Annotated in this window: 15 protein-coding genes; 8 read left to right on the top strand and 7 right to left on the bottom strand. The window is 44.6% G+C overall.

What is annotated here, in order from left to right; all coding sequences use genetic code 11:
• Positions 1–142 precede the first annotated feature (142 nt).
• From FLB61_RS02830 to FLB61_RS02820, 3 genes are all read left to right on the top strand, one after another.
• Positions 143–1,879, top strand: coding sequence for a class I adenylate-forming enzyme family protein (locus FLB61_RS02830; RefSeq protein ID WP_221919347.1), 1,737 nt, complete (start codon positions 143–145; stop codon positions 1,877–1,879).
• A 338-nt stretch (positions 1,880–2,217) separates the two neighbouring features.
• Positions 2,218–3,756, top strand: a complete 1,539-nt coding sequence (gene abc-f, locus FLB61_RS02825; protein ID WP_221919346.1) for a ribosomal protection-like ABC-F family protein — start codon at positions 2,218–2,220, stop codon at positions 3,754–3,756.
• Positions 3,757–3,765: 9 nt separating this feature from the next.
• Positions 3,766–4,557, top strand: a complete 792-nt coding sequence (locus FLB61_RS02820; protein ID WP_221919345.1) for a P-loop NTPase family protein — start codon at positions 3,766–3,768, stop codon at positions 4,555–4,557.
• 29 nt (positions 4,558–4,586) lie between these two features.
• Here FLB61_RS02820 and FLB61_RS02815 read toward each other — a convergent pair whose 3' ends face one another.
• The 7 genes from FLB61_RS02815 to FLB61_RS13440 form a co-directional block, all read right to left on the bottom strand.
• Positions 4,587–6,299 (bottom strand): ABC transporter ATP-binding protein, encoded by a 1,713-nt coding sequence (locus FLB61_RS02815; RefSeq protein ID WP_330625478.1) that lies wholly within the window; start codon positions 6,297–6,299, stop codon positions 4,587–4,589.
• Between the two features lie 150 nt (positions 6,300–6,449).
• Entirely contained in the window at positions 6,450–6,758 is a 309-nt protein-coding gene (locus tag FLB61_RS02810; RefSeq protein ID WP_221919344.1) for an ABC transporter transmembrane domain-containing protein, read from the bottom strand.
• A gap of 96 nt (positions 6,759–6,854) precedes the next feature.
• Entirely contained in the window at positions 6,855–7,337 is a 483-nt protein-coding gene (locus FLB61_RS02805) for a MarR family winged helix-turn-helix transcriptional regulator (protein WP_221919343.1), read from the bottom strand.
• A gap of 171 nt (positions 7,338–7,508) precedes the next feature.
• Positions 7,509–7,739, bottom strand: coding sequence for a BhlA/UviB family holin-like peptide (locus FLB61_RS02800; RefSeq protein ID WP_087199874.1), 231 nt, complete (start codon positions 7,737–7,739; stop codon positions 7,509–7,511).
• Positions 7,740–7,833: 94 nt separating this feature from the next.
• A complete protein-coding gene (locus FLB61_RS02795) occupies positions 7,834–8,385 on the bottom strand; it encodes an accessory gene regulator B family protein (RefSeq protein WP_087212506.1) in 552 nt (183 codons plus the stop codon).
• 8 nt (positions 8,386–8,393) lie between these two features.
• The gene (locus FLB61_RS13315) at positions 8,394–8,507 is read right to left on the bottom strand and encodes a cyclic lactone autoinducer peptide (RefSeq protein WP_221919403.1); all 114 of its coding nucleotides are present in this window, start codon (positions 8,505–8,507) and stop codon (positions 8,394–8,396) included.
• A 184-nt stretch (positions 8,508–8,691) separates the two neighbouring features.
• The gene (locus FLB61_RS13440) at positions 8,692–9,027 is read right to left on the bottom strand and encodes a GHKL domain-containing protein (protein WP_405121559.1); all 336 of its coding nucleotides are present in this window, start codon (positions 9,025–9,027) and stop codon (positions 8,692–8,694) included.
• A gap of 29 nt (positions 9,028–9,056) precedes the next feature.
• Here FLB61_RS13440 and FLB61_RS02780 point away from each other — a divergent pair, with 29 nt between their 5' ends.
• The 5 genes from FLB61_RS02780 (at position 9,057) to FLB61_RS02760 (ending at position 13,076) form a co-directional block, all read left to right on the top strand.
• Entirely contained in the window at positions 9,057–9,971 is a 915-nt protein-coding gene (locus tag FLB61_RS02780) for a DUF2142 domain-containing protein (protein WP_221919341.1), read from the top strand.
• Between the two features lie 60 nt (positions 9,972–10,031).
• Positions 10,032–10,976 (top strand): glycosyltransferase family 2 protein, encoded by a 945-nt coding sequence (locus tag FLB61_RS02775; RefSeq protein WP_087199858.1) that lies wholly within the window; start codon positions 10,032–10,034, stop codon positions 10,974–10,976.
• Positions 10,955–11,344, top strand: coding sequence for a GtrA family protein (locus FLB61_RS02770; protein ID WP_087199856.1), 390 nt, complete (start codon positions 10,955–10,957; stop codon positions 11,342–11,344). The genes FLB61_RS02775 and FLB61_RS02770 overlap by 22 nt, the downstream gene beginning before the upstream one ends.
• A 96-nt stretch (positions 11,345–11,440) precedes the next feature.
• A complete protein-coding gene (locus tag FLB61_RS02765; protein ID WP_221919340.1) occupies positions 11,441–12,427 on the top strand; it encodes a DnaJ C-terminal domain-containing protein in 987 nt (328 codons plus the stop codon).
• 148 nt (positions 12,428–12,575) lie between these two features.
• On the top strand, positions 12,576–13,076 hold the full coding sequence (locus FLB61_RS02760) for a CarD family transcriptional regulator (protein WP_087199852.1): 501 nt from the start codon (positions 12,576–12,578) through the stop codon (positions 13,074–13,076).
• Positions 13,077–13,197: the final 121 nt, after the last annotated feature.

Here is a 13,197-nt window from a genome sequence, read left to right as displayed (position 1 = left end):
TCACATTGACAATCTTTTGGGACAGGATTCTCATGTTCTGTCCTTTGCCATTTACCTAGTAAAATGATACCATTCTACCAGTAAGCGCATATTACATACTTACATATAAGTAAAGAATTAGGAATTTTAAGAGGTAGAAGATATGAACAAAGAGCAAATATTGACGGGAAAACCAAGTGTTGACCGTCCGTGGATGAAATATTATCCGGATATGTTGATGCAGATGATAAAAATGCCGGAATGTACAGTAGAGGAATACTTGAAACAGTGCTGTCCGGGAATGGACGTTGTAGCAATGCATTATTACGGAGAAGATATTACCTGGAAGAACATTTTTGAAGAGACGGACAAATGTGCCCGTGCACTCAGAGCGCTGGGATTTGGAGAAGGAGATCAGATTCCGGTTTATCTGCGTCTGGTTCCTGAATTTGTTCCGCTGCTTCTTGCTGCGGAAAGAATCGGAGCATCCATTCTCTGCCGTGACAATACGGTGGCGGAAAACGTGGAAGCGGCAAGAAAAGCAAAAGCGAAGGCGATCATCGCCCATGACTTTATGTCCCAAAAAGAAATGCATGCATTTTTAAATGACAGCAGTGTGGAAAAGATTGTGCTTTTATCCCCGCTGCATCATGGAGACCGCGATGCGATGCCGGCACATATCCAGGCATGCTTAAACGAGAATTATCCGTCTGCGTGTGCTTCCGGACCGGCTACTATGAGCTGGGAAGAGTTTATTGCACAGGGAGAAAACTATACAGGAAAAGTAGAAGCAGAGCGTGATATCAACCGCCCGCTGTTCCGTGCATATACAAGCGGATCCACAGGACCGTCCAAACAGGTTATCCATTCTGCAAATACGATGCTTGGCATCATCTGCCAGATGAACTTCTACGGCGGAACAGAAGGAAAACGTGCTAACTGGATGGTAACTTGTCTGCCGCCGGCGCTGGTAGCTGTAGTTGTGTCTATGGTTTTGCTGCCGCTGTCATCCAATAAACTTTTGATTTTGGATCCATTCTGCTTTGTGGAAGATGTGGATCTGGAATTGATGAGATATAAAGCAAATAACTGGCCGATCATTCCGATGTTTATTGAGACTGTTATGCGAAACGGACGTGTTCCGGAGGACTATGATCTGTCCCATCTTGTTGCTGCAGGTCCTGGATGTGAGGCAAGCAACAATGTTCAGCTGGATAGAATTGAGAAATTCTTAAAGGCGCATAACTGTAATATCCGCGTAACAACCGGTTACGGAAGCAGTGAGGCGGGATCTAACTTTTCTCTTCCGATGGCGCCGAAACCGATCCGTGACGGAAACGTAGGCGTGCCGATGCCGCTCAGCATCGTAAGTGTGTTCAAACCGGGAACACAGGAAGAGTTGTCTTACAATCAGATGGGCGAAATCTGCAAGACCGGTCCTGGAAATATGCTGGGTTATGATAATCCGGAAGCGACAGCTAAAGCACTTCAGAAACATGCAGACGGAAGAGTGTGGCTGCATACAGGAGATCTCGGATACATGGATGAGGACGGAGTTCTCTATGTCCTGAACCGTGGATACTCTCCACGTTATGGAGGAGGAGAGCTTGCTATACTTCCAATGGAGAATCTTGTTGCAAATGCACAGATTGAAGGAATTGACGATGAATTTTTCGTTCTGTTAAAAGATGAAGCACATCCGGGATATTTCGTGCCGTATCTCTATGTTGTCCTGGAAGATGGATATACGGTCGATGATATCAGGGAAAAAGTAGAGGAATGCCTGGAACCGCACATGTATCCGGCTGATATCATCCAGATCGATGAGCGTCCATTCTTCCACTTTAAGACAAATCGAATCGGACTTTCCAAAGAACTGAAAGAAGCATCCGCATCTTAATCATAATGAACGAAGAATCCTGCGCACTGCGCAGGATTCTTTGTTGTTGACACGTACAGACCGACGTGCTAAGATAATAGCAGTGTAAGAAGAGAGGTGGAAAGATGAGGAAATAATTTACTTTTGAATGCATGAGAGTTTTTGGACAGTATGCCGGGCGATATGCGCGGGGCTGTCTTATCATGTTGCCAAAAGTGGATTATGATCTCATAACCTCTCTTTTTTGTGCGCAAAACTGAAATCTTTTGGGAATTGAGGTATAAGGATGTAATGGAACTGTTTGGCAGCAAATGGTTCTTTTTTTTGTTGATTTTGAAATTCCGAAAGGAGAGATGTGTATGTCACAGATTCAGGTCAGTCATCTGACATTTGGTTACGAAGGCAGTTTTGACAATGTATTCGAAGATGTTTCTTTTGTCATTGACACGGATTGGAAACTTGGCTTTATAGGACGAAACGGAAAAGGAAAGACAACGTTTCTGAATTTGCTGATGGGAAACTATCCATATCAGGGAAAGATCAGTGCCGCGGCGGTATTTGACTGCTTCCCCTACGAGATCACGGAAGAGAATATACAGATGCCGGCAGCAGACTTTGTGGAAGATCTGAAGGCAGGGTGCGAGCTGTGGCGTGTAATATGTGAGCTGAATCTTTTGGAAGAGAGTGCGGAAATTTTATATCGGCCTTTCAAAACACTAAGTCCAGGACAGCGGGGAAAGATTCTGCTGGCAGTGCTTTTTTCCGGGGAGGATGATTTCCTGCTGATAGACGAGCCTACCAATCATCTGGATGAAGGGGCGAGAGAGTGTGTGAAAAAATATCTGTCTTCCAAGAAAGGATTTATTCTTGTCTCACATGACAGGGACCTTCTGGATGCCTGCATCGACCACGTCCTCGTACTGAACCGGCAGACGATCGAAGTACAGGCCGGCAATTTTTCCAGCTGGTGGGAGAACAAAAGGCGGAAAGATCTGTTTATGAAAACGGAAAATGAAAAACATCTGAAAGAGATTGGAAAGCTGAAGAAGGCAGCGGCGCAGAGTACACGGTGGGCGGACAAAAATGAGCGCACGAAGATTGGATATGATCCTGTCAAAGAACATGACAGACCTACAAGGGCATATATCGGCGGAAAGACGAAGAAGATGCAGAGCCGTGTAAAGCAGATGGAAAAGAGGTTAAAACGGGAGATCGATGAGAAAGAAGGGCTTTTGGCAGACATAGAAGAAACAGCAGATCTCAAACTTATGCCGCTTGTGCATCACAAGGAACGGATTGTAAATGTAAAAGATTATAGCTTACAGTATAGAGGAGCGGATGGCCCGGTATTTACCGATCTTACATTTACAGTTGAAAGAGGGGAGCGGATCGCAGTATGTGGGGAGAACGGATGCGGTAAATCCACTCTGATCAAGATGATCTTGCAAAAAGCAAACGTGGCAGATACGTGTCTTCCTGTTGTGGAAAGCGGTGTTTGTGAGACGGCCTCAGGGCTTGTGATCTCGTATGTAGATCAGGATACATCGGGATTAAGAGGCACAGTGTCCGAATTCTGCATCGAGCGGAAGCTGGATGAAAGTCTGTTTTGTGCGATACTGCGCCAGCTTGATTTTGACAGGGCTCAGTTTGCCAAAAATATGGAAGACTATTCGGAAGGCCAGAAAAAGAAAGTGCTTTTGGCTGCCAGCCTTCTTACTCCTGCGCATCTGTATATATGGGATGAACCTCTTAATTACATCGATGTGTTTTCCAGAATGCAGATTGAAAAATTGCTGCTGGAGTATGAGCCGACGATGCTGTTTGTGGAGCATGACAAACGATTCTGCGAGAAAATTGCCACAAAGACGATATGGCTGCCTTTTACACGCCGACACTAGGGAGGGACTATGAAAAATATATTTATTGAAGGGCTTCCCGGCATGGGAAAATCAACTTTGCAAAGAAAAATTTCTGCAGCATTTCCTTATTATCGTGTTTGCAGGGAAGGAGAGTATTCCCCGGTAGATTTAGCATGGTGTGCCTGGATGACAAAAGAGGAGTACGATGGAATTTTGGAAAAATATGTCCCGATTCGTGAAGAGATCAGGCGGGAGACGATTGAGGAGGGCGCTCATTATGTTGTGCCTTACACAGGAATCCTAACAGATATACCGGGATTCCACAAAGAAATGGAAACGTTTGAAATCTATGGAGGAAGAAAATCTCTGCATGATTTGGAAGAGATCATTCTGTCTCGATACCGGAAGTTTTCCAGGACAGCCCATCTGTTCGAATGTGCATTTATGCAGAATATATTGGACGAACTGATCCTGTTTCAGCAGGTAAGTGACGATGAAATTTTAGACTTTTACAAAATATTGTACGCGTCCATAAACAGACAGGATTTCCTTTTATTGTATTTATTCAGTGATCAAATCGAGGAAATCACAGAAGAGATAAAAAGAGAGCGTGTGGATACAAGGGGAGAGGAAGTGTGGTACCGCCTGATGGTGTCCTATCTGGTGCATTCTCCTTATGGTCAGGAACGGGGATATCAGGGGTGGGATGATCTGATCGCCCATTTCCGGCACAGACAGGAAATAGAGCTTCGGATCATCCGTGAAGTGGTCAAAGAACAGGCCATCGTCCTTCCGGCAAGGGAATGGAAGCCGGAGGACGTACTTGGCCGTTGTATGTGAGAAGCTGATAACCCCTTTTTCAAGGATTTTTATGCAAACTGGCTGTAATAAAGTGCTGCATAAGCCCCTTTCTTTGCCAGAAGTTCCGCATGGTTTCCCTGCTCGATGATATTACCGTTCTCCATAAAGAGGATGATATCGGCATCCCGTATGGTGGACAGGCGGTGCGCGATCACGAAACTTGTTCTGCCTTTCATCAGTTTCTGCATGGCTTTGTTGATTTCTGTCTCCGTACGCGTATCCACGCTTGACGTCGCCTCATCAAGGATCAGAATAGGTGGGTTGCACAGGAATACTCTGGCAATTGTCAAAAGCTGCCTCTGTCCTACGGATAGATTGGAGCCTTCATTGTCCAGCATAGTGTCATAACCTTGCGGCATGGTCCGGATGAAATAATCTACTTTGGCAGCTTTGGCAGCCGCGATGATTTCTTCCCGTGTGGCATCCGGTTTTCCGTAGGCAATGTTTTCTGCGATCGTCCCGCCGAATAACCACGTATCCTGGAGGACCATACCGAAATTCTGCCTCAGCCCCTCTCTTGTCAGATTCACAGACGGTATGCCGTCCACAAGAATCTGTCCGCCGTTTACTTCATAAAATCGCATCAGCAGATTGATCAGTGTTGTCTTTCCTGCTCCGGTGCTTCCGACCACGGCGATCTTCTGTCCAGGCTTTGCTGTAAAGCTGATATCTTTCATCAGCATTTTTGACGGATCATAGCCAAAGCTTACATGCTCAAAGGAGATGGTCCCTTTTGCGTGTTCCAGGACAACAGGTGTCTTTGTATCCGGAACTTCCTCTGTATCGTCAAGGAGTTCAAATGTACGCTCTGCAGATGCCAGCGCGGACTGCAGCGTATTGATCATAAAGGACGCCTGGGTCAGAGGCTCAGCCGCCTGATTGACATACTGGAAAAATGCCTGTACCACACCGATAGTCATTGTTCCTTTGAGCATGGCTGCCCCTGCGATCACGGCGATTCCTGCCTGACCGAGTCTTGTGACCAGACGGATCAGAGGATTTACACTGTTTGTCATAAAGTCGGCTTTCTGAGATGCCAGACGGTTTTCTTCTGTGCTTTTGCGAACCTTTGCAATGCTTTCCTGTTCGCGGTTATATGCTTTGATAATATTTCTTCCGGTGTAGTATTCCTCCACTATCCCCGTCAGTTCCCCGATGGAATCCTGGCGAAGAGCGGCATACTTCAGGTTTTTTCCGGCGACTGCGCGTGTGATCAGCATACTGATCGCCATGAAAATCAGAAATATGACAGTGAGAAATACGTTGTAATAGATCATGACCGCTATTGAACCGATGATGGTTCCCACGGCAACGATGAGTTTCAAAAGACCCGTCTGTAATGTCTCTGTAATCTTGTCAAGGTCGTTGGTCAAACGGCTTAAAATTTCGCCGGATTTGTTCTGGTCAAAAAACTTCAAAGGAAGGACGTTTAATTTTGCTGCAATCTGCTGTCTTAGATTCAATACAAGCATGTCTGCCACGTTTGCCATCAAAAATGACTGCAGATAATAGAAGAGCCATGTAAAAAAATACAGGGTAGTCAGAGACAGGATATCCTTCCCCAGTCCATCCCATGTGAGGACAAAGGCTGTGCCTTGCTCTCTGGAAGACTGGATGCTTTGCCAGATGGCATCGATAACTTCCGCGCTTTTAAAAGGTGTGTAAATAGTAAGCGCCGTATATAAGATGATAGACAGTCCGATAATGGAAAGCCGGCCCACGTATCCAGATGAAATGTAAGAATCAGGGCAATGATAAATATCGCCGGAACAGGAAGTACCATCTGTATAAAGCTGATCAGCGCGGTCTGAATATTCGTGATATCCGCGGTCGTTCTTGTGGTAATGGACGCTGTACCGAACTGTTTAAAATCATAGGATAGATAGTTTCAGAGATTTTTTGTAAAGAGCATCCCGGATGTCCTTACATACTCTGGAGGAGAGCTGAGAGCATGACCATGCCCCAAGGATCGCGCCTGCTCCGGATATGACCGATGCGATCACGATCTGAATCCCTGTCATATAAAGATCCTGCAGTGTACTTTGGGCGGTTCCCTCATTCATCATTTGTGCAATTAATGTGGGGATATATAAAGCCCCAGCCACATCTACGATAATCAGGATGCATGTTAGTGTAAATAGTTTCCAGTACGGTTTTATAAACCTTAAAATCAGTTTCATTGTTATAATCCTCCTGCTGTTTGATCAAGTTCTGTAAAATAAAAAAAGCGCGCTGGTTTCTAAAAAAACCGAGCGCACTCGACATCTTCCTCGTTCTTACAGTTGCGACTGCAAGTCCTCCGATGAATCCGTTTCATTTTTCTTGTAATCTTTCAGCTTTTTTAAGAGCAGTGTCTTATACTTATCAAGTAGTCTGACCAGCTCATCCTTTTCATTATCTTCAAACATTTGCCAGACCGCCTGTTCGAGGCCATGCATATACTGAAGTTCTTTTTCCACAAAGTCCTTCCCTGCTTCTGTCAGATAAATATGTTTGACACGCAGATTGTCATCCAGGGCTTCCAGACGGATCAGTCCTTTTTTTCGAAGCTGCCGAAAAGCGGAATTGACAGTCTGCCTGCTGAGGGTAAGGCGTTCGCAGATTCCATGTTGTGTGGTAATCCCTTCATTTATCATAGTCAAAGCCCAGTATTCTGTCCCGGACAACCCACAGAGCTTCGGGAATATGTCGTAGATCCCCTCCAGATCCTTATACGTTTCGCGGAATAGCTTCAACTTCTCTGAATCTGATTCTTTCAAATATACCACCTCCACTTTGTCTCAAATCATACTGTATGTTTTCGGACAGTATGATTATATACAGTTCCAATGGAAGTGTCAACACTTTTTTAGGAAATGAAGAATAAAAACAGCGGTGCTGCTTTGGAGTCTGATTTAAGACTCTCGCAGCAGCACCGTTTTCGGGGTGTATTATGTTTTTTTCTCAGGGCTTTCCAGATTTTTATCAAGGATATCCTGGATATTCTCAACATCCGTTTTGATCTCGTGCAAAATAGAGAATTTATCCATCAGATCTGTCAGCAACAGCTGGTAATTTGCATCTCTTTTTTCATTTGACTTTACGATGTAGAGCAGCAGGAATATTGCGACTACAGCCCAGATTCCCTGTGATAAAGCAACGTCCACGATTGTTTGTTCCATACTCTTCGGCCTCCTCCCGATCGAATCTGATTCTTCTATCTGACTAATAAAAATCAGATCGGGCATTTTTAGCAACCAAATGGAGGAAAAATATTTATTTCCGCATTACCCACTTTCCTGCCAGCACAGCGATGGAAGAGGTATATAAACTGAGGGCAGTGCTTTTAAAAAGCAGGTTCCATTTCATATGAAAAGAAATAAAACACAAAAAAAGCTCCAGAAATGCGATCCGGCGGGCGCGTCTGCCGTAAACGGCACGCTCGGCAGGATCCAGCTTTTTGTTATGTGTTTCTGCTGGGACAAGGATAAAAAGGATGGCCGTGCTGAAAATAGAAGCTACCAAACGGCAGCTTTGAAATATCCTCATATACTCCCAGGAAGTCCACATGGAAAGAAGGAGACCGGTAGAAAAAAGAAGACACCTGACACGTGTCTGTGCGTGATATCCGCCGGCACTCCTTCGAAGCGGAAAACAAAAAAAGAAAAAGAGAATAGCGGAAACAATATCTTGAAAAACAAAGCCGATTCCGACGGTAATGATAAAACTCAGCACATTATCCCGCAGACTTCGAAGTCCATATGCAACGACAGGCAATTCCTCGGAGGATATGAGTCCATCTTTTGCAAGTCTTTCTGAAAGTTTCATGGCGGCGCTTAGAATTTACGGAGCTTTTTTACCGATTTCGGTTCCGACTCCTGATACCCCCAAAATCCACAGGCCTGATTCGCATCCAGAATTGCCATGAAAACGGCAGTTTTGATAATCATTTTTTTCAGTATAGCAGCAATAGCGCAAGCTTTCTTTTGCATTTGTGTACCTCTCTTTCTGATGATTTATATAGCATGGATCGGACATCCTTTGGCATATTATCAGAAAAAGATTGCTGTGCCGGACAGTGTAAAATTAAGCGGGTTTTTATGTAAAAATCAGTTTTCCATCTTTGAATCGTATTTAATTATCCGCCTCATCCGGAAGATAAAGGATGGCAGTGGCTTCAAACATATTCCCTTGTTTATTCAGTTCTAAAACTCCATCATATTTTTCTACGATATGGCGGACGCTGCGAAGACCGAAGCCGTGCAGAGTATCTTGCTTTTTAGCAGAGAAGAGACGGGAGCGGGATGGCTTTGCCTCTTCCGAAAAACTGTTCCTTATTCGGAGTTTTAAGACGCCTTTGCTGAGGGACAAGGAAAGGGAGAGATATTTTTCCGCGGACTGTGAGGAAGCTTCGATGGCATTTTGTAAAAGGTTGGCTACCACACTATTGATATCAAAAGTGTGGAGGATTCCCTCCGGGAGCCGAACCTGGACACGTTTTGGCCATCATACTGGCGCCTTTTGGAAAAAATCTCATTGCGATGATTGCCCTTCTGCCGATGAGCCTTCAGGCTGCAAACTCCCTTTCAGCCGATGGACTGGCGCTGGCAGTCGTACTTCTTTTTACGTCATATATTTTGTTTTTGAGGTATAAGAAAAAAGGTGTGATTGGAAAAAAAGAAATTGCAGTACTGTATACACTGATTGTCTTTCTGTGTTGTTGTAAGATTGTATACGTGCCATTCTGTCTGCTGTTGTTTGCGATTCCGATCGAACGATTTAAGAGCAGGAAATCATTCTTTCTGCATGTTGTGATCGCAGGATGTGCGATCGTTATATTGACATTTGGCTGGCTTGCCATCGCATCGTCTTTTCTTGGCGGGATAAAAGCAGATGTCAATGTGGACACGGCAGAGCAGCTCAAATATATCCTGATTCATCCACTTCGATTTTGTGCCACATTTTTCCGGACGCTGGAGATCGCATGGATGGATTATTTCATGCAGATGCTGGGGGATCAGATGGGATGGCTTACGATTCAGATTCCGCCGTTCATTGTATTTCCGTTTGCATTTATTCTGGCAGCGGATGTATTCCTCGACAATGATACGGAAGGATATTCATTTAAACGTCCGATTCGGGCATTGATGGTCGGGACATCTGTCTTTATTTTCTTCTTGATCTTTGTGACGCTGTACGGGCAGTGGACTCCGGTCGGACAAAGATGGATAGAAGGAATCCAGGGAAGATATTTCATCCCTCTTCTTTATCCGCTACTTCTGGGAATAAAACCTCAGAGGCAGGCAGCGAGAAACGGGGGATATGTGCCATGGAACAGTTATGGGGCCATTTGTATGATAGATTTGACTGTTTTTTGTGCAATGTTGATTCATGCGCTTGGAAATTTTATTTGATTCAAAAAGATTAATAGTAATATCAAGATAAAAGAGAGAGAAAGTTGGAGATGAAAAAAGATGGATGAGATTGCAGTTTTGATTCCATGTTATAATGAAAGCCAGACAATAGGGAAAGTCGTCAAAGATTTCAGAAGAGTGCTGCCGGAGGCGGTCATCTACGTCTATGACAACTGTTCAACGGATCATACAGATGAAATCGCAAGAAATGCAGGCGCGGTAGTCCGTTATGAAAACAAACAAGGAAAAGGAAATGTAATCCGAAGGATGTTTCGGGAGATCGACGCCAAGTGTTATATCATGGTAGATGGGGATGATACTTACCCGGCGGAAAATGCCAGAGAGATGGCAGACCTGGTATTGAAAAAGCAGAGAGATATGGTTGTGGGAGACCGTCTGTCATCCACCTATTTCACAGAAAATAAAAGACGGTTTCATAATACGGGAAATCGGATGGTCCGATCATGGATCAATCGTTTGTTTCAAAACGATATTCGGGATGTGATGACCGGATATCGTGCCTTCAGTTATCTTTTTGTGAAAAGTTTCCCGGTGTTGTCGCAGGGATTTGAGATCGAGACGGAAATGACGATCCACGCTGTTGACAAAAATATGGATATTGACAATGTCATTATCGGATACCGAGACCGTCCGGAAGGGAGTACGTCCAAACTCAATACGATATCAGACGGGATAGCTGTTCTGCGTACCATCGTGAAACTGTGGAAAAATTACAGGCCGATGCACTTTTTTACAGTGCTTGCGGTTCTTTTGATCCTCATAGATGCGGCGGTATTTGTTCCGGCGGTTCTGGTACCGTTTTTTGCGACGGGAATGGTGGCAAAGTTTCCTACATTGATTGTCTGCGGGTTCATGATGATGGCTGCACTGATGGCTTTTTTTAACGGCATGGTATTGGACGAGATTATCAAGATTGAAAAGCGGGAATTCGAATTCAGACTACAGGTATTGGAGCAGGGAATATGCGAAATGGAAGAAAATTAGCAGAGCAGATCATAAAATTTGGCGGTGTAGGAATACTTTGTTTTGTTATCGATTTCGGGATGCTGTATGTGCTGACAGAGTGGATGGACATATACTATCTGCTGTCGGCAGGGGTTTCCTTTACAGTATCGGTCATAGTTAACTATCTGCTGAGTGTCAAATACGTGTTCAACACAAATCCGGCCTATGGAAAGGGCCGGAATTTTGTGCTGTTTGTGGTATTCAGTGTGATCGGGCTTGCTCTGACAGAGATTCTCATGAAGACAGGGACGGATGTCATCGGGTGGAACTATCTGTTTGTGAAAGTTGCAGCTACAGTGATCGTCATGGTATATAATTTTGTCACAAGAAAAATTTTCCTGGAGTAGTGGAAGTTGTGTCAATCTCCACTTGGAACAATTGACAATCTGAAAATTAATTGTTATATTACATATAGAACAGTAGTTTTTGGAGAGGGTAATAAAATGACACAAAAAAGAGATTACTATGATGTATTAGGCATAAACAGAAACGCAGACGAAGCGATGATCAAAAAGGCATACAGGAAACTTGCGAAGAAATACCACCCGGATACCAATGCCGGAAACAAAGCGGCAGAGCAGAAATTTAAAGAAGTCACGGAAGCATATGATGTGCTTGGCGATCCGGAAAAAAAGAAGCTTTATGATCGGTTCGGGCACAGTGCCTTTGACGGAAGTGCCCAGACGTACGGCGGCAGCGCATCCGGCTCAGGTTTCCGCGGGTTTGACGGGAATGGAGGATACCGGGAATTTCATTTCGAAAGCGGCAATATGGAGGATATTTTTGGAGATATTTTCGGAGATATGTTCCGTGGCGGTGCCGGGAGAAGAGAAAAGGGATTTCGGGACGGATTTTGCGGGCAGACATTTCGAATGAGGGGGAGTGATATTCAAAGCGACGTCTCTCTGCGTTTTGAAGAGGCGGTGTTTGGCTGTGAAAAGATGATCCGTATCCAGAAAGAAGATGGCAGCGTACAGTCGCTGAAAGTGCATATACCGGCCGGCATTGACACAGGTAAGAGTATCCGGCTCAGGGGTAAAGGGATGCCGGGCCAAGGCGGAGCAGAAGCAGGGGATCTGCTCTTGCGGGTCAATGTGGAAAAGAAGCCGGGATTTGAACGAAAGGGAATGGATGTCTATTCGTCTGTACGTATTCCGTTTGCAACGGCTGCCCTGGGAGGAGAGGCTGTTGTGCAGACACTGACTGGAAATGTGGTCTGCAGCATTCGCAAGGGTACACAGTCCGGTACAAAGATAAGACTGAAAGGAAAAGGGATCGTTTCCATGAAAGATCCGTCAGTATACGGAGATCAGTATGTGACAGTACAGATAGAGGTGCCGGAAAATCTAAGCCCGGAGGCTGAGCAGAAGCTTCGGGAATTTGATGCAGTGTGTAAAAAGAGGGGTTCAGAAAAACACCATGCGGCATAAGAAGATGCAAATATACGGGATAAAAAGGACAAAAAACAACAAAAAACAACAAATAAACGCCGGTTTTTAGAGAAAATTTATTTTCCGCTTACTAAAATACCAAAAAAATGCTAAACTATATATAAATAGGTAGAAAGGCGGGAAGCAGATGTTTAAAGTAGGCGACTTTGTTGTATATGGACATAACGGAGTCTGTGAAGTAAAAAAGATCGGAACCCTGGAAACACTAACCGCAGAAAAGGACAGAATGTACTATACGCTCGTCCCGTGCCGCAGCAAGGACAGCACGGTGTTTGCGCCGGTGGATGGCCGGAAAGTCCCGCTGAGGGACGTTATGACAGAGAAAGAGGCGCTGGATTTGATCGACGCGATGAATGGAATAGCAGAACTTCAGATTCGGGAGGAGAAAAAACGTGAGGAGACATACAAAGAGGCGATCAAGACTTGCGATGGAAAAGAACTTGTCAAACTGATGAAGACGATCTACAGAAGGAAGACGAGAAGGGAAGCGCAGGGCAAAAAGATGACATCGGCTGACAGCCGCTATTTCAAAGCGGCACAGGATGCGCTTTATAACGAACTTGCCGTCTCTCTTCAGATTCCTGCGGAGGAGGTCCACGAGTTCATCAAAGAGAAACTCGGAAAATAGAAACTGGCAAAATAAAGAATAAACATATTTTTTACTCTATTTGCGAACAAAATTTACAATTCTGTGATATCCTATAGAACGGCAGTACGGACAAAATCCATGCTGCAAATGCAAAAGAAAA

The organism is Sellimonas caecigallum (assembly GCF_019754295.1).
Taxonomy (GTDB): Bacteria; Bacillota; Clostridia; order Lachnospirales; family Lachnospiraceae; genus Sellimonas; species Sellimonas caecigallum.
Note: the sequence above shows the minus strand (reverse complement) of the source record. Positions and strands in the feature narration are given on the sequence as shown.